The following is a 17674-nucleotide window of genomic DNA, read 5'->3' as shown; positions in this document are numbered from 1 at the left end:
GCTTTAGTTATTATTTTTATCGCAAAGTTCGGTAAAATATCTCTTTTTACGGCTAATTGTATTATTATAATAATTTGTCTTTAGCTATCTTATTTATCTTCGTTTGATTTTCATTATAACAAAGATATTTTAAAAACAAAAATAATATAAAAAATAAGAGAAGATAAAATTTTTAGAAAATAAAGGGATGATATCTATAAAAACAACGTTCTATCTATCTTTCCCTTGTTTAACAAATAAATACTATCGGTGGTCTTTTTCAGGAATTGTTTATCATGAGAGATAATTATATAAGATAAATGGGGTTGGCTGTTTAAAATTTGAACTATTTTAGCGATAGTTTCCTCATCAAGCCAGATAGTAGGTTCATCCAATAATAAGACCTCTGGCTGCATAGCCCATACCGTGGCCAGGGAAACTAATCTTTTTTCTCCATAAGAAAGATTATAAGTAATCCTATTCTCAAAACCCGATAAACTCAGAGCCTCCAGAGTTTCTTTCAGTATTTTTTGGGTCTCTTTTTGATTTTTTCTTAAATTTAGAGGCCCAAAAGCGATATCCTCGGCTACAGTAGGGCTGAATAATTGATCATCGGGGTCTTGAAATACCAGGCCAATTCTTTCCCTAACTTCTATAAAATCATTCTCTGTTTTTCGCTCTTTTCCAAATATTTCAATCTTGCCTTCTGCTGGATGTAAAAGTCCCATCATAAGATGGAAAAGCGTGGTTTTTCCACTCCCATTTGATCCAACCAAACCTATCCTTTCTCCTTGAAAAAAATTAAAATTTAATTTTTTAAATACATAATCCCTGGAGGGATAAGCAAAGGAAAGGTCAGCCATTTTGATTACAGCTTCATTCTCTCTTTTCTTCATGGCAATAACACCAATCCAATAATACCGCTTATCATTATCGCTCCCGTTACAAGATCAGATTTTTTAAATACAAAATGATTTAAAGTCCAAAATTTTCCCTTGAACCCGCGGCAAAGCATAGCTTGATAGACTCTTTGGGAGCGGTCATAACTCCTAACTAACATCATCCCCACTAAATAGGCATAAGTCCGGTAAGTATGAAAATTAGTCTGGGCTTTAAAACCCCTTATTTTTATTGCATTATTTAATCTGATGTATTCGGAGTGAATCGTTTGAGCATAACGATAAGTAAAGAAAAACAACTGAGTTAGCTTATCAGGGAAGTATAGATGACGCAAAGCATGAATCAGATTAAATATCGAAGAAGTAGAAAGAAGAGCAATTCCAGATAAAATAATAGAGTTGGATTTTATAGTAATTAAGAGGGCATATCGGATACCTTCCTGAGAAATATTTAACGAACCTAAAGTATAAATATTTTTTCCGGGGAAGGTAAAAGGGAGCATCAACCATAGTAAAAAGATAAAACTGTTCACCATAAAAAGACGAGAAATGATTTCTTTTGTCCTTAAGCCAGTAAGTGCCACTGTCCCTATAGCAAATAATAAAGCACCTGATAATGAAGTATATTTTTCGCTAACCGCAACCATAACTGAAAAGAGTAGGGCAACGATAATTTTTACTCGTGGATCAAGGCTATGGAGGATAGAATCCCCTTCTGAAAATTTTTCTTTAATCACATTGATCACCTGAAACCATTATTTTAAATTATCTTTTACGACTTAAAAAATAAGCAATTATTCCAAAGATACCAATGATATAACCAATACCTCCGACAATCTCGGGAGGTGAAATGCTATCCGTTTTAGATTTCTCAATCTTTATTATCTCTCTCATAATCGGTTCCAATTTTTTATCCAAAGTATCTTCGATTAGTGATTGAATTTCTTTTAAACCAAAGGAAGAAACTTCAGTAAAAATGTTAGGTGCAAGTTCTTCAGATTTTTCTTTAGCTAACCCTGCAACATCTCCGCCTAGTTCATTAACCGGGATAATATATTCTGCTCGATGTCCCATGCTTGCAGTAAGAATCAAGATTAAATCTCCACTCAATGAACCTTCCGAAGGAACCTTAAAAGAAAACATTCCTTCCCCGTCAGTTAATCCTTCTAAGAGTTTATTTCCCTTACTATCCAATACTTCAATCTTTGAATCCATACACTTTTTCCCATCATTAAAATAACTCTCGGTGATAACTTTATCTGCTTCCACATAGGCAAAGATATTGACTTTATGGGCAAAGCTTGAAATATCTGCCATCATAATAATTAAAAATATCAATATCAAAATTAAAAACAGTTTGTTTCTCATCTTATCTCTCCATTATAAATATACTGAATAAATCTATGTAATCAAACATTTAATATTTCCGGTCGAACTTTCCTTATAAACCCTATACAAAATGTAGTGAGTACCCCTTCCAAAATCATTACCGGAAGATGGGTAACAATTAACAATTTGGCTACCTGTATAAAGTGTTCTCCGGTAAAAACCAAGGTTGCCGCTACCATGATCCCACTTAGTAATATTGATAAAACACCACAAATAAAAGCTAAGCTCAGGGCAAAAAAATTATTTTTCCCTCTTACTCCTTGATTAAAAAAATAGAAACAAATAATTGCGGGTAAAGCCATATTAAGGGTATTGACTCCCAAAGTTGTAATCCCTCCAAACTGGAAAAGAATAGCCTGAAGTGTAAGAGCAACCAATATTGCCGGATAAGCTGACCAGCCCAATAATATCCCTGTCAACCCATTTAAAACGAGATGCACACTTGAAGGACCGATAGGAACATGGATTAAAGAAGCTACAAAAAAAACAGAAGACAGAATGGCTACTTTGGGTATTTCTTTGTGTTCCATCTTCTTTAAACTATATCCTGCTGCTGTAGCAGTCAAAACCGCGCCTGAAACTAATACTGGCGCAGATAACATTCCTTCTGAAATATGCATAAAAATTTCCCTTCTATCTGTTTACTCCATATCATAAGTTTTAACCCAGAGGACTGCTCCTATTTCCACTGATTTTTCTTCTTCATCATGTTTTATTTTCTCTATATCATCATTCAGGGCGGCAAACCCCCACCAGCCTGCTCTAGGTATGGCATAAGTAAATACACCATTCTGATCGGCTTTAATCACCTGGGTAATCATAGGGTCAGCAGGGCATTTAACCTTACCATCTTGATTGTAATATTCTACTTCTACTTCCGTAAAAGGAGCTATTTTTCCATTAACCTTTACAATCCCCTGAAAAACATTTCCGGTCCAAAGGCCATAAGGCCGAGTCAAGGGAATGATCTCAGTTTTTAATCCTATCTCTTCGTCCCAGCCTACTTCCATGCCAAGAGAATTTACCATTACTTTAGTATAGTGAATAATGAAACAATCTTCCGCTGGTTCCCAGTATGGTTGAGGTTCGACATAAAATATATGATCTCCAGGACGTTTAACCTTATAATCGGCTTGCCAGGTCGAACAGCCATTTACTTTTTTCTCCTGAAGGGTATCCAATAAATCTGTCCTTTTGCCTTGAAGCATAACCCCAAATTGAGCTGGTTTAACCATATTCATATAATCACCTTCCAGGGGATGCATAAACTTGATCTCAAGATTAATATTCTTGCTATCGGTCATAGTAATCATATCGTCAGAAGGCATGATTACTCCGAAATGAGCATTGGCTGAAATCAAGCTTCCAAATAGAAATATTACCACCAAACAAAATATTAAAACAACTTTTAATTTTAAATTTTGCATATTTTCCTCCCGGATTATATTAATTGTCCTATTATTTTTAATGTAGGGGTCGAATTTATTCGACCCAAGTTTTACGTGCTTAATAAATCAAGCCCCTACTTCTCTCTTAAACTTGTAACTCGTTACTCGTTACGTATCACTTATTACTGAATTATCTATATACTATTTTTAATTTCGTGCTACGGATAAGGCAAAAAAAATAGGTTGTCTAACCTTGATTAAATCTCGGACCAATTAAAACCTAAAATTAAATTTCTTTTTAAACCAGTTCTTTTCCGGTAGAAGCTATAGACAAAGACCCATATTTTACACCTTTGGTTGATTTTAATTCATCCGCTAATCCTCTTACTTCTATCGGTTTTCCCCTTACTACTATTATCTCCAAACAATTATCATGATCAAGGTGAATATGCTGGCTGGAGATAATTAAGGGGTGAAAATCATGTTGAATATCGGTTAAGGTGTTTACCAGCTCCCTCTTATGGTGATCGAACACTAAAGTAATGGCTCCCGCTACTTCTTTCCCTTCAATCCATTCTTTTCTCACCAGATTTTCTCTGATCAAATCTCTTATTGCTTCCGAGCGGTTGGGATATTTTTTTTCTTTTACCAATCTATCAAATTTTTCTAAAAGTGTTTTTTCTAAAGATACGCCAAAACGGACTATTTCAGACATTAATTCCTACCTTCGTCATCAGCAGATATTACTATTTTCAAAATAATAACACGCTGTTCCTACCCTGTCAATTAAAAAATCTCTTAAAAAAATAGGAGACAAATAAAGCAGCCTGTCCCCTTTTTGCTTTTAATCGATGATAATTTCTTCCAGGGGTCTTTTAGGTACATGATGAACACTCTGACTATCCCGCCAATATTTGATATCTCCGTCAGCGCCAACTGTTTCCAGCACAACCTTTTCTTTGGGTTTGCCAATAGACAATACATATAAAATATCATATTTCTCATCAATTTTTAAGGCGGATCTTAGCTCATCTTTTTTTACTGAAGCGAATATACATCCTCCCAATCCTTTCTCGGTTGCTCCCAAAAGAATACTTTGAGCAGCAATGCCGGGATCACACCAATAGTTTTTAATAATTTCCGTATCGTTTAACATCACAATATAAGCAGAAGGTCGTTCCCCTTCAGCGGGACCGGGCCAATCCTTTAAATAGCCTGCCCAGGCTAAAGTAGGAAAAATCAAGTCATTTTTATTTTTTTCACAGGATAAAATGTACTTTAAAGGTTGTCTGTTGGAAGCAGAAGCTGAAAGCCTGGCTAAATCTACCAACTCCTCCAAAACATTTCTTTTAATTTCAAAATTCTCATCATATCTTCTGTATGTTCTGTTCTTTTTAATTAAATCTTTGAGCATTACTCTACTCCTTTTCTAAATATAAAATAAGATTTTTACTATTGTCTATTTAAAAGTTTTGATTCGTCGTAGGATATTTTATTCTGGTTTTTATCCTGGTGTCTTTCTAAAGCCAGCTGGAGTAATCGGTCAATCAGCTCAGAATAAGGAACACCACTCGCCTCCCATAAACGAGGGTACATACTGACCGAAGTAAAACCCGGTATAGTATTTATTTCGCTCAAATATATTTTATTTTCTTTTTTACTGACAAAGAAATCTACCCGCGCCATCCCCACAGCATCAACCGCTTTAAAGGCATGCAAGGCAATTTCCTGAACCTTTTTAGATACATTAACAGGTAATTCTGCCGGAATAATTAATTGAGTTCCCCCATCTATATATTTTGAATTATAATCGTAAAATTCTCCTGCCGGGATGACTTCTCCTACTACCGAAGCCAGAGGTTCATCGTTGCCCAAAACGCCACATTCTATCTCTCTTGCCTCCTCTAATCCTTCTTCAATTAAAATCTTTCTATCATAAGCAGAGGCTAAATCTATGGCTTCATCTAATTCTTCTTTTTTGTGAACTTTAGTTATCCCTACACTAGAACCCAAATTAGCCGGTTTTACAAAGAGAGGATATTCGAATTTAGCTTGAATTAAAGACAAGATTTTTTCTTTATCTTTTTGCCACTCTTTTCTCTTAATAGTCACCCACTTTAAGATAGGCAAGCCCCGCTGTTGAAATATAGTCTTCATGAAATCTTTATCCATAGAAATTGAAGAGGATGCCACTCCCGATCCTACATAAGGAATATTCGCTAACTCCAGGAAGCCCTGTATGGTCCCATCCTCTCCGTAAGGACCATGCAATATCGGGAAGATAAGGTCTATTCTTTCTAAGGTCAAACTTTTATCTGCTCTTTGATTATTATCTGTACGAATTAGCGCACTGCCGGAAGGATCATTCAATAAAAACACTGAACTTTCCCCTTCTATTTTACCGGTTTGAAGAGCTAATTCAGAATCTTGGGGAGAAATCCATCTGCCTTCTTTGGTAATACCAATAGGCACTATAGTATATTTATCTTTATCTATTGCTTTAATAATTGAGGTAGCGGAACAAAAGGAAACCTCATGTTCTCCAGACCTTCCTCCAAAAATGAGTCCTACTCTTATTTTTTTTTCGCCCATATTATATTACTCCCTTTTATATTTTTTGCTAAATTAGATTCCTACAAATTTAAAATCTCTATCATTCCTTCTTCAATATCAAAATATAGCAACTTATTCCGAAAGAGTTTACCTCTTTTTAATAATATTTTAATCACTTCTTGAGCTTCCCAAGAAGCAATCATGGCAGGTGTTATTGTGGGAGCCCCCAATTCTAACTCACTGCCGTGTTCAGGTAAATCTTTATTGCGGCCATAGATTAATTCTAATCCTTTATCCTCCGGAAAGATAGTGGAAAGCTGGCCATTAAATCCCGCTATTGCACCGTGAACTAGGGGAATCTTTAAATCTCTACAAGCCTTTTGTAGTACGAAACGTGAAGGAAGATTATCCAAAGCATCTATGACTACTTCTGCTCCTTCAATAATTCTTTTTACGTTATCCGAATCAACGGAAATAGAATATCCAACAATCTCAATAGAAGAATTTATTTTTTTTACCCTTTTTACTGCTACCTCAATTTTACTTTGCCCTAAATTGCTTTCGGTAGAAAGTAATTGTCGATTTAGATTACTTTCTACCATTATATCTTGGTCAGCAATGATCAGTTTTCCAATTCCTATCCTGGCCAAAAGCTCCAATACTGTTCCTCCCAATCCACCCGCTCCGATGATAGCTACTTTTGATTGAAGCATTTTTACCTGTTCAAGAGGGCTTAGAATTCCCAAATTACGGTGATAACGCTCAGGAATTACACCATTTTGTAGAGCCAATATCTCTATTTCCCGGGACCGAGTTTGCAATTTACGGGCAATTTTCTTTATTTCTTTTAGTGAGATGTGATAATATTTCTTTCCGGAAAAGTTTGTTCCTTCTTTTCTTACTTTGTCTAATTCCCTGTGGATTGCCTCTTTCTTTTTATTTTCTATATTTTCTATCATGAGATTCATTCCTTTTTATTAATGATTATCTTTGTTGTATTTAACCTTTAATTTTTCCAATCTTTGTTTGATCTCTTTTTCAAATCCTCTATCGGTCGGAAAATAATATTTTTTTCCTTTTAATTCCCTGGGGAGATGTTCCTGAACAACATATCCCCCTTCAAAATGATGAGCATATTTATAACCTTTTCCGTAATCTAAATTTTTCATAAGAGTGGTCGGGGCATTGCGAATTACTAGTGGAACCGGTAGCGGTCCCCATCTTTTAATGTCTTCTTTGGTGAGTTGATAACCCTTGTAGAGGGCATTACTCTTAGGAGCGCAGGCTAAATAGGTAGCGGTTTGAGCCAAAGCCAAATTTCCTTCAGGCATTCCCAAAAAATGGACGGCTTGCATAGCTGAAACTGCAACCAATAATGCCTGAGGATCGGCATTTCCTACGTCTTCCGAGGCAAATCTCACCAGTCGCCGGGCAACATAAAGGGGATTTTCTCCTGCTTCTAACATACGGGCTACCCAGTAAATAGCCGCATCAGGGTCAGAATCGCGCATACTCTTATGGAGGGCAGAGATAATATTATAATGTTCTTCCCCGGTCTTGTCATAACGAAGGCACCTTTTTTGAACTACCTCTTCGATAATTTTAATATTTATATTTTTTATACCCTGGGAATCTGGTTTGGTAGTTACCACTGCAAACTCCAGGATATTTAAAGCAATGCGCGCATCTCCATACGCCAGTTCAACAATAAAATCTAAGACTTCCGGTTCTAAATTCAGTTTATATTTTCCCAAACCTTTTTCTTTGTCCGGCAAGGCTTTTTCCAAAATATTTTTTAAATCATCCGGAGATAATGGTTCTAATATATAAACAGTTGACCTTGATAAAAGAGGAGAAATAACCTCAAAAGAGGGATTTTCGGTGGTAGCTCCAATTAGTATAATGGTTCCATCTTCTACATATGGTAAAAAAGCATCCTGTTGTGCTTTATTAAACCTATGAATTTCATCCACAAATAAAATAGTCCTTTGCTGTTGATATTTTCGCCGGTCTTGTGCTTCTTTAATAATTTTTCTCAAGGCAGGTACACCTGAAATAGCCGCACTAAAAGGGACAAAATGAGTCTTAGTTATTTTGGCGATAATTCGAGCTAAAGTTGTTTTCCCCGAACCAGGCGGACCCCAGAGAATAATCGATTGAAGTTCATCTTCTTCGATTGCCTGACGTAAAGGCTTACCCGGACCAATAATCTTTTCCTGCCCCAAAAAATCTTCTAATTTTTCCGGTCTGATTCTATCAGCCAGAGGAGCACTGTTATTCATTTTATTTTTTTTATAATTTTCAAAAAGATTCATGCAAATTCCGCCAAAATATTCAATAAATTTTCAAACTATTCTCTTTACTTTACGCTAATCCCTTATTTAATATTTTCAAACTCACCTTTTAATATCCCCATCAAGATTATATCATAATATTTTCCGCCATAAAATTGACCTTTTCTTAGCCTTCCCTCTTCCTGAAATCCACATTTCTCGTAGCACTTTATACCTCTTTGGTTATAATCAAAGACTCGAAGATATACTTTATACAAATTCATCTGATTAAAAGCATGATTGATTAGAATTTTTATGGCATCTGTACCATAACCTTTGCCCCAATATTCTTTGTTACCAATTACAATTCCTAATTCTGCATTCCTATTCTTCCAATCAATATTATGTAAACTTACCTGGCCAATATAATTTCCCTCTTTGGTTTCTATAACCAGATTTTTCTCAGTATCATGATGATTCATTGCTCTTTCTAAAAACTTTTCTTCTTCCGCTCGAGAAACGGGATATAGAAAAGCAGATAAATACTTGGTAATTTCCCGGTCATTTACCCATTTCATTATTTCTTCCAGGTCTTCTTTTTCTACCGCTCTTAAATTTACTAATTTTCCTTGAAGCATACCCTTCCTCTTCCCAAAAGGTAAACTTTAGTGCCAGGCACCAAAGTTTACCTTTTAAAAATATAAATTATTTTTTCTATTATAGCAGGAATTTTAAATTTTTTGTAGAAAGTATAGAAAAGGAAGGAGGATTTTAGGAATGACAAAAAAATTAAAGGTAGCTTGCCTTCAAGTAAGCGCACGAGAGTATAACGACAGATTTGAAAATAAAGAAAATATTTTAAGAATGATTGATCGGGCAGCGGATTCACACCCTCAATTAATGGTTTTACCGGAATGCGTTTACCCGGCTTATTATATTTCCCCGCTTATCGTGAAAAACTCTTTTGAATTCCAGAAATCAACTCTAGAATTAATTGCCGAGGTGAAAAAAAGAGCTCAACTATATAAATGCATCATAGCTATAGGAGTAGTAGAAACTGACCCAGATAAAAATATTTATTATAATTCTGCTTTACTCATAAACCCGGAAGGTCAAGAGATCGGACACTTCCGAAAATCTTACCTCTGGCATTTTGATTCTAACTGGTTCTGCGCAGGTGACGAATATCCAATAATTGAGACCGAATTCGGAAAAATAGGGATGTTCATCTGCGCTGATGGACGACTCCCCGAGATAGCCCGTTGCTTGACTTTGCAAGGAGCGGATATTTTACTTGACCTTACCAACTGGGTCACTTCAGGATTTGAAACAGAGCGCCTTACCAATCCTCAAGTAGATTACATGATCCCTACCCGAGCCCTGGAAAATCGGGTGTGGATAATTGCTGCCAATAAAGTGGGAATGGAAGCAAAGAGCATATTATATTGTGGGAAAAGTGCAATCTTTTCACCTGATGGCCAGATAGTCAAAATGGTTTCTCCTGACCAGGAAGAAACCCTCTTTTATGAAATATCTCTTGAGGGAATTTTAGATAAATTTATCGATAAGCAAATTAATGTAATTAATGATAGAAGACCGGAATTATATGCCGAATTAATTCAACCTACCGATACTTTACCCATCTATTCTATGATGAAAAAAAAGACTACTCCCAAAAACCCAATTCCGCTTACCGCAGTAGTACAAATAGAACTGGAAGATAATTTTAAGAAATATCTTCAAAAGATAAAATTCTTTATAAATAATCTATTGGAACAGGAAACTGATATTATTATCTTCCCCGAGTGTAATTTTAACTTCCCAGAAAAGGGAGAAGAGATTATCCATGAAATCAAACAAACAACTGAAGATAGGAAAGCGCTCTGTGTAATTACCATCGTTGAAAAAACAGATAAATCTTATTATAAAACTACTTATCTCATAGAATCAGGTACACTTCGGGGAAAATACCGAAAGACTCATTTGGAAAGAGAAGAAAAGATGCTCTTTACTCCTGGAGATTTGGGGCTTCCAGTATTTAAAACTACTTATGGTAATATGGGCGTAATGATAGGCTATGAAGGAATATTTCCTGAAATAGCGCGTACTCTAACCCTTAAAGGAGCAGACATCATCATCTGGCCGAGTAAATTTAGTAATGATAGACAGATAAATATCTGCCGCAGCAGGGGAGCAGAAAACAAAATATTCCTCGCCTGTTCCAATGCTATTTCCCATCAAAGCACTGGTCATAGCCTGATCACCTCTCCTTCGGGACAAATATTGACCTCTTGCCTGGGTAAAGCTGAACAGGCTAGTCTTTCTTCACTTCACCTTATGCTTTCTCGAAATAAAGATATCGTCCCGCATACTAATACCATCTTAGATAGGAAACCAGACACGTATAAAATTTTATTAAATAAATTTCATCTAAAGGAGAAATAAAATTGAAAGCAGAACTTATCGTAAATTTGACCGCAGGTGGAGGAAAACCTCAGAAATATTTAAATACAGTCTTACAATATCTGAAGGAAAATGGGCTAAATTTCAAAGTGTGTACTACTTCTTATCATGGAGAAGCAGTGGAATTAGCTCAAAAAGCCGCTGATAACGGCGTAGAGCTCATTGTATCAGTAGGTGGGGACGGAACAGTCAATGAAATAGTCAATGGAATTATGAAATCAAAAAATAATCCACCTTTAGGAATAATCCCTTTAGGATGGGCTAATGATTTTATTAAAAGTACCCACATTCCCTCAGATATCATCGAAGCATGTAAAATTTTGATTCAAGGGAAGATTAAAGAAATAGATGTAGGAATCATTAATGAAAAAATATATTTTGCTAACATCTGTGGGGTGGGATTTGACGCAGAAGTGGCTCAGCTAGCCAATCAAATGAAAAGCAAACACCCTAATTTGCACGTTCTTAGTGCATTTGTTTATGTCTTTGCTACTATTAAAAAACTCCTTTCTCCTTTTAACTACCATCAGGTCAATATAAAATTCGATGGACAAGAGATCCATTCTAAAATTCTATTTATAGCAATTAGTAACGGAAAATTCTACGGAGGTAGATTTAAAATAACTCCGGAAGCTATTTTAGATGATGGTTTATTAGAAATATGTACCGTGGAAGAAATGGGAAGGCTTAAATATCTTATGAGTATCCCTAAAGTATTTAAAGGTACGCATGAAAGTATTAAAGGAATAAATTTTTATAGAGCCAAAAAAGTGACTATTCAATCTTCCGAGCTAATTCTGGCTCAGGTAAGTGGAGAAGTTATTGAGGGTCAGAAGGAATTTTCTATAACTCTTCATCCAAAAAGTTTAAAATTGATTGTCCCTGACGAGAATACGGTAATAGGTGATAAGTGATAGGTAACAAAGACAAAATATTCTACTTAAATACAGTAATGATTAACGAGTCACATAAAAAGAGTTAGAGACTAATCGGGATTTCGGTTCACCTAATTTTTGAAATGTTTGTTTTAATTGGTGAATTGGCAAATTAGTGAATTAAGATAGATTATCTTCCTTTGTTTTTACTTTTCTTATCTTCATACATCTCTTCATCAGCTATTCTGATTAATTCATCTATAGCAATAGGAGTAGCCGGATCATAAGTAGAAAATCCTGTGCTAAATTCTACTTGATAAGGTTTTTTGGAAATTTGATTTAATCGGGTTAATTCCTGGCTTAATCTCTTTCTAATGATAGGTATTTCCCTTAAGGAACTATCCAAAAAAATGACTAAAAATTCATCCCCTCCCATCCGAATGATAATATCTACTTCCCTTAAGATAGATTTAAAGAGTTTTGCTACTTTTATCATAGCAAGATCTCCCTCTTCATGACCAAATCTATCATTAATATCTTTCAGATTATCCAGATCACTATAAGCCAATAATAAAGGCGATCTATCTCTTTTGGACATTTTTATTTGTCTTTGGAGAAGCTCTAAACCATATCCCCTATTATAGGCTCCGGTAAGGGTGTCATAGTGGGCAAATCTTTTTAATTCCTCTTCCATTCTCTTCCTCTCTATAGCAGTAGCTACCTGGGAAGAGACGAATTCTAAAAGTGCTGTATCCTTCTGGGAATAAGGATTGGGACTGCGGTAACTTTGGATAGCCATAGCACCTATCACTTTATTTTCCACCATTAAAGGTACTCCAAACCAGAAGATATCTTTGGTGATCACTCCTGCATCTAATAATTCTCCATTTTCCTGTAATTTTTTTATTTTTTCATAATTCAAGAGCATAGAGCGTTTATTTTTAACCACATAACAAGTCAGGCATTTTTCCTCTAAGCTTTGGGGTTTAAAATCATCTTCCAATTCATCAAAATGATAAGGAAAGTATAATTTACTCTCTTCCTGATTAATCAAGGCGATATAAAAATTTGAGGTATCAATAATAGTTCCTAATTCTTGATGAATGATGGGGTAAAGCTGATCAAGCGATATCGAAAGATTTGCTGCTTTAGAGATACTATATAAAACTTGTTGTAGCTTTTCATCCTTTTTAATTTCAGTAATATCTCGGTAGGATATTATCCTCCCTTTAGGTTTATCCTCAATGATTACCGGAGAGCAGGAAATAATCACCGGGAAGAGGGATCCATCTTTCTTTTTTCTAATCGATTCATAATGATAATAACCGTGGGATAATGATTTTTGATATAGATTTTTTGCTTCTTTTATCTTATCTGAGGGATGAATCATACCATCATTAATGTTTCTACCTTTAATTTCTTCCAAAGTAAATCCGAATAATTCAGTAAATTGAGCATTAATATCTAAAACACTGCTCTTGTCATTAACATAGATCAAAGCCTCTGGGCTATTTCTAAAAAGGCTGGCAAACTCCTGCTCGCTTTTCTTTAAAGTTTCTTCGGTTTTCTTACGTTCGGTGATATCTTTATATGAAGTTATAAACCCTCTCAGTTTATTATCAATCATCACTGGAGAGGTAGATATAGATACCTGGATTAAGGTACCATTTTTTTTCTTTCTAACGGTTTCATAGTCAGAGAAGCCTGTAAGATTTTGAGCAAGCCTTAAGCCTTCTTCTTTTTTATCTTCAGGGTGGATCATCCCTTCATCTAAATTTTTACCCTTTAATTCTTTCAAGGTATACCCAAAAAGTTCGGTAAAGCGGGGATTTATATTTATAATATTAGATTTCACATCTTCATAAACTAAAGCCTCCGGAGAGTGATTAAAAAGGCTGGCAAACTCCTGCTCGCTTCTATAGAGGGCTTCTTCGTCTTGTTTTCGTTTTATGGCAGTAGCTATCTGATAAGATGTAAATTCCATCAGTTTGATATCTTTTTCAGAATAGAGATGGGGATTAGTGTAAGTTAAAACAGCCATTGTTCCAATTACTTTACCTTCTATTTTTAGAGGAACTCCTAACCAAAGAGTATTTTCGGTTAAAGTGCCCAAATGAGACTGAATTAATTCCCCTTTCTCAATCATTTTATCGATCTGCACACGGTTGACCAAGAGAGGCTGGCCGGTCTTGGTCACATACGCAGAAAGTGAACCAGTATTATCATTTTTCAAAACAACAGAGTGATCATCTTTCTCATCCACAAAATAATCATAATCTATTCTATTTTCATCTTGGTTGAGCAAGGCAAGATGAAAATTATTGGCGTTAATGATAGTACCTAATTCTTGATGGATAGATCGATAAAGTTGATTAAGAGAAACAGGGGAATTGGCAGTCTTAGAGATATTGTATAAGACCTGCTGAATTTTTTCATGTTCAACGCGTTCGGAAATATCCACAAAAATACCTTCCACTCCAGCAATATTCCCTTCTTTATCATAATAGTAATGGCTGGAAGTAGAGACAATAATCGGGGTATCATCTCTCTTTTTTAGGATTACTTCATAATTTTTAACGCTCCCTTTTCTCTTTTTCAATTCTTCTAAAAATCTTTTTCTATTTTCAGGGTTATAATATAAATCTTGAGCAATATTTTTTCCGGAAATCTCTTCCGGTGAATCAAAACCCAATAATTTAGCTCCGGGAGGATTTATCACCAGAACATTTCCTTCTTTATTTGCACGATAAAATGCCCCGGGCATATTATTAAATAAATTTTTATAGAGTTCCCTGCTATCCCACAATTCTTTTCTTGACGCTTCTAATTTTTCGAGCATGAGGTTAATGGTATCGGAAAGTTTTGCTATTTCATCTTTCCCTTTTAAAGGGATACGGAAAGATAGGTCTTTAGTCGAGGTAACAATATCTAAATATTTATTCATCTGTGCCATAGGGAAAAGAACTAATCGCTGCAAAAGAAAAAAGATCAATAAGCTAAATATTAAGGCTATTACCAGAATGGAAAAGATTAAATAACGTCTGGAAATCAGACTTTGTCTATAAATTTCCCGGGGGATATCGATCCTTAAAACCAGGATAGGTTTCCCATAGATATCCCTTATTAAAGCATATCCTGCTATTAATTCATCAGTCAATGTTTGGTTAAATATTGGTTCTTCAGGCAGGATAGAAAAGGCTTTTTTAAAATCGAGGGGAGCTTGGGGATCATTAAATTTTTGAATCTCAATAGAAAGATTGCTTATTTGGCTAAGACGTTCGATTTCCGTGGAATCAAAGTAGCGCCCCATAATTAATGCTCCCCGGATAGGACCTCCATCTTCACTGGTAAGTATTGGCCGTGAAGAAATAAGCATAGGAGATTTTGAAAGGAGGATAATTCCTTTAACACTATTATCGACATCAGTAGGTTTAGTAAGGAGGCTTTCGGAAAGAAGATGTTTCTGTAAATCCACAGGAATTGCTATTTCTCGTTCTTCCTCTAAATCAAATGCTTTTCCAAATACAATCTGGTTGGAAGAATTAATAAATATAATTAAATTAAGTCTCCCTCCTATGAAAGTTGAATTTAGAAGGTTTGACTTTATATATTCCTCATTGGAGTCTTCAATGAAAGTATAGGTATCATCCCAAGATGACCAATCCCGATTAAAGATGTCCAAAATATCGATCTCGCGAGATAAAATATTTACCACTTGCTTAACATTGTCATGAGCTTCTTTGTCTTCTATTCGAATAAAGCCCTGCTGAAAAACACTTCCCAGAATGAAATATAATCCAACAATCAACATAATAAATATTATAACAATGATAACTAATGTTTTGTTACGAATGGTCATAAATTCCCACCACAAAATTCATGTTTTTAATCTTTTCCATAAGATTTTTTAGTAAAATCTTGCATTACCTTAATGTCTTCTTTGGAGATTATTCTACACTTTCCCAGGTTTTTACTTAAGATATAAATATGGGCTGTTTTTTCTACCACATAACAAACTTTCATTGCTTCTTTTATGTCTCTACCCACACAAAGAGTTCCGTGATTTAAAAGAAAAACTGCATTTCTATTGCCTAAACCTACTACTGCATTTTTGGCTAATTCATCTGATCCGGGTAAAGCATATTTCGCACATAAAACTTTTTCCCCTACTATCTGGACAAAATCCTCACAAATTCCCGGAAGACTGAACCCTGTTACTGCTAACACACTGGAATAAATGGGATGATAATGTACTATTGCACCTACATCTTTCCTGGTGTGGTACACGGAAAGATGCATAGGCATCTCAATAGAGGGTTTCCTAATCCCCTCGATCGTTTTACCTTCCTGATCAACTACTATGATGTCCTCGGGGGAAATTTCATGGTAATCCATACCGCTTGGTTTAATGTAAACCAGACCAGTTTCGGGATCTAAAATACTAATATTCCCCCAGGTTCCGATGGTTAAATTCTGCTGGTATAATTCTCGTCCGGCATCAACTATCATTTTTTTAAATTTTTCGGATATTTCAAATTTCATCTTTAAGTCCTTATATTTTTGTTGTTTAATTTTGTTTATAGTATATAATATCTCAAATTCTTCCTTTTTTCAAAAAAAATTACCGGATGGCGCTAAGATAGGCAATTAAATTTAATTTTATTAAAAGGTAGACTTTTCTTGAGTTTTATCAATAATGGAAAATTTGCAAACAATCGCTCCCGCAATAACCAAAGCACAGGCTATCCAAAGGGTGGGTTTAATTACCACCTGCAGGTATAAAGAGCTGACAATGATAGAAAGTAGAGGAGTAAAATAGGAAAGCGAAGCAACCAATATAATATTACCTTTCCGCATAGCTCTATCCCAGAAAGTATAAGCCAAAAAAGTAGGAAAGACAGACATATATAAAAGCTCTACTACAGCACGCGGCGTCCAGCAAGATTCTTCCGGAAAGATTAGCCTTATGGTGGTTAAGATTAATCCTGTTGCCAATAAGAAGAGAGGGACAGCGCCCACCTCAACATGACCCGCCCAGCGGCGAACCAAATTAGAATAGAGTCCCCAGGAAATAGCAGCTATAAAAGCGAATAAATAAGGAAGATAATTTACCTGGAAATTTCCTTTGAATGTCTCCCAGGAAAACATTCTACTATTTACGGTAGCCAGATAAAATCCGACAAAGGCAATAATTATACCGGGAATTAGCATTATTTTTCCTTTTTTATGTAGAATAGGAAGAGAAAAAACCAGTGTTAAACCAGGCCAGAGATAGTTAATAATGCTTACTTCAATAACCTGTTCGCGGCTAAAAGCTAATCCCACGGCGAGATAAAGGCAAACCATATAAAAGACAAATATAATTCCACAACCGATTAAATAAGATAAGGGAAGTTGAAGAGTTTTTTTGATCCTCTCAGTTTTACTAAATAGGTAAATACAACTCCAGATGCCACTCAGCATATAGATCCAGGAAGCTGCAGTTATGGGTCCTAACTGCTCTGCCAAGCTTCGGGAAAAAGCAATGGTAGTTCCCCAAAGCAATATAGCCAATATGCCGAATATAGTATTTAAATTCTCTCGAGAAAGATCCATTTTCAAATTACCTTTCCTACAAACTTTCAAGGTGATCAATTATTTATCCTGGAATAAACATGTTTATTCTACTTAAATAAAAATCTAATTGCAAGAAAACAATTTAATATATTCTATATTGTATCACGTACAGGAAAAGAAAAAAGAAGGCTACAACAAAAAATAGAATTAACTATATATATATTGGAAGAGTATATTTTCTATCTTTTATCTTAATAATATTAACTTTTATATAAATATTATTACTTTTTACTTGACTT

At 35.2% G+C, this 17674-nt stretch carries 16 protein-coding genes; 2 read left to right on the top strand and 14 right to left on the bottom strand.

The genetic code is table 11. The annotated features are described in order from the left end of the window. Positions 1-194: 194 nt before the first annotated feature. The 11 genes from ENO17_10255 to ENO17_10205 all read right to left on the bottom strand — a co-directional run bounded on the left by ENO17_10255 (position 195) and on the right by ENO17_10205 (position 9119). Positions 195-875 carry an ABC transporter ATP-binding protein gene (locus ENO17_10255; GenBank protein HER25414.1) on the bottom strand — a complete coding sequence of 227 codons (681 nt, stop codon included), beginning with the start codon at positions 873-875 and terminating at the stop codon, positions 195-197. Next, a complete protein-coding gene (gene cbiQ / locus ENO17_10250) occupies positions 872-1615 on the bottom strand; it encodes a cobalt ECF transporter T component CbiQ (protein HER25413.1) in 744 nt (247 codons plus the stop codon). Before cbiQ ends, ENO17_10255 begins: the two co-directional genes overlap by 4 nt. A 28-nt stretch (positions 1616-1643) precedes the next feature. Beyond that, the gene (locus ENO17_10245; GenBank protein ID HER25412.1) at positions 1644-2246 is read right to left on the bottom strand and encodes a hypothetical protein; all 603 of its coding nucleotides are present in this window, start codon (positions 2244-2246) and stop codon (positions 1644-1646) included. Between the two features lie 41 nt (positions 2247-2287). After that, positions 2288-2887: a cobalt transporter CbiM gene (cbiM, locus tag ENO17_10240; GenBank protein ID HER25411.1), complete on the bottom strand. Its 600-nt coding sequence runs from the start codon at positions 2885-2887 to the stop codon at positions 2288-2290. Between the two features lie 21 nt (positions 2888-2908). Continuing rightward, positions 2909-3694, bottom strand: a complete 786-nt coding sequence (locus ENO17_10235) for a DUF4198 domain-containing protein (GenBank protein HER25410.1) — start codon at positions 3692-3694, stop codon at positions 2909-2911. 259 nt (positions 3695-3953) lie between these two features. Beyond that, a complete protein-coding gene (nikR, locus tag ENO17_10230; protein ID HER25409.1) occupies positions 3954-4370 on the bottom strand; it encodes a nickel-responsive transcriptional regulator NikR in 417 nt (138 codons plus the stop codon). A 129-nt stretch (positions 4371-4499) separates the two neighbouring features. After that, complete coding sequence (locus tag ENO17_10225) at positions 4500-5069, bottom strand: nitroreductase family protein (protein ID HER25408.1); 570 nt, start codon at positions 5067-5069, stop codon at positions 4500-4502. Positions 5070-5107: 38 nt separating this feature from the next. After that, positions 5108-6247, bottom strand: coding sequence for a D-alanine--D-alanine ligase (locus tag ENO17_10220; GenBank protein HER25407.1), 1140 nt, complete (start codon positions 6245-6247; stop codon positions 5108-5110). A 41-nt stretch (positions 6248-6288) separates the two neighbouring features. Beyond that, entirely contained in the window at positions 6289-7176 is an 888-nt protein-coding gene (locus ENO17_10215) for a HesA/MoeB/ThiF family protein (protein HER25406.1), read from the bottom strand. A gap of 9 nt (positions 7177-7185) precedes the next feature. Then, positions 7186-8523 (bottom strand): replication-associated recombination protein A, encoded by a 1338-nt coding sequence (locus ENO17_10210; GenBank protein ID HER25405.1) that lies wholly within the window; start codon positions 8521-8523, stop codon positions 7186-7188. A gap of 62 nt (positions 8524-8585) precedes the next feature. Next, positions 8586-9119, bottom strand: a complete 534-nt coding sequence (locus ENO17_10205) for an N-acetyltransferase (GenBank protein HER25404.1) — start codon at positions 9117-9119, stop codon at positions 8586-8588. Positions 9120-9258: 139 nt separating this feature from the next. On the opposite strand from ENO17_10205, the gene ENO17_10200 reads away from it, so the two are divergent. Beyond that, positions 9259-10926, top strand: coding sequence for a carbon-nitrogen hydrolase family protein (locus tag ENO17_10200; protein HER25403.1), 1668 nt, complete (start codon positions 9259-9261; stop codon positions 10924-10926). Next, complete coding sequence (locus ENO17_10195) at positions 10905-11858, top strand: diacylglycerol kinase family lipid kinase (GenBank protein ID HER25402.1); 954 nt, start codon at positions 10905-10907, stop codon at positions 11856-11858. Before ENO17_10200 ends, ENO17_10195 begins: the two co-directional genes overlap by 22 nt. A gap of 151 nt (positions 11859-12009) precedes the next feature. On the opposite strand, the gene ENO17_10190 is transcribed toward ENO17_10195, so the two are convergent. The 3 genes from ENO17_10190 to yddG form a co-directional block, all read right to left on the bottom strand. Further along, positions 12010-15678: a PAS domain S-box protein gene (locus tag ENO17_10190; GenBank protein ID HER25401.1), complete on the bottom strand. Its 3669-nt coding sequence runs from the start codon at positions 15676-15678 to the stop codon at positions 12010-12012. Positions 15679-15704: 26 nt separating this feature from the next. After that, the gene (locus ENO17_10185) at positions 15705-16361 is read right to left on the bottom strand and encodes a class II aldolase/adducin family protein (GenBank protein HER25400.1); all 657 of its coding nucleotides are present in this window, start codon (positions 16359-16361) and stop codon (positions 15705-15707) included. Positions 16362-16481: 120 nt separating this feature from the next. Continuing rightward, positions 16482-17420 (bottom strand): aromatic amino acid efflux DMT transporter YddG, encoded by a 939-nt coding sequence (gene yddG / locus ENO17_10180; GenBank protein ID HER25399.1) that lies wholly within the window; start codon positions 17418-17420, stop codon positions 16482-16484. Positions 17421-17674 lie beyond the last annotated feature (254 nt).

It is taken from the genome of Candidatus Atribacteria bacterium, assembly GCA_011056645.1.
Classification (GTDB): domain Bacteria; phylum Atribacterota; class Phoenicimicrobiia; order Phoenicimicrobiales; family Phoenicimicrobiaceae; genus Sediminicultor; species Sediminicultor quartus.
The sequence above is the reverse complement of the archived record's forward strand: the minus strand, read 5'-3'. Positions and strand labels throughout refer to the sequence as shown.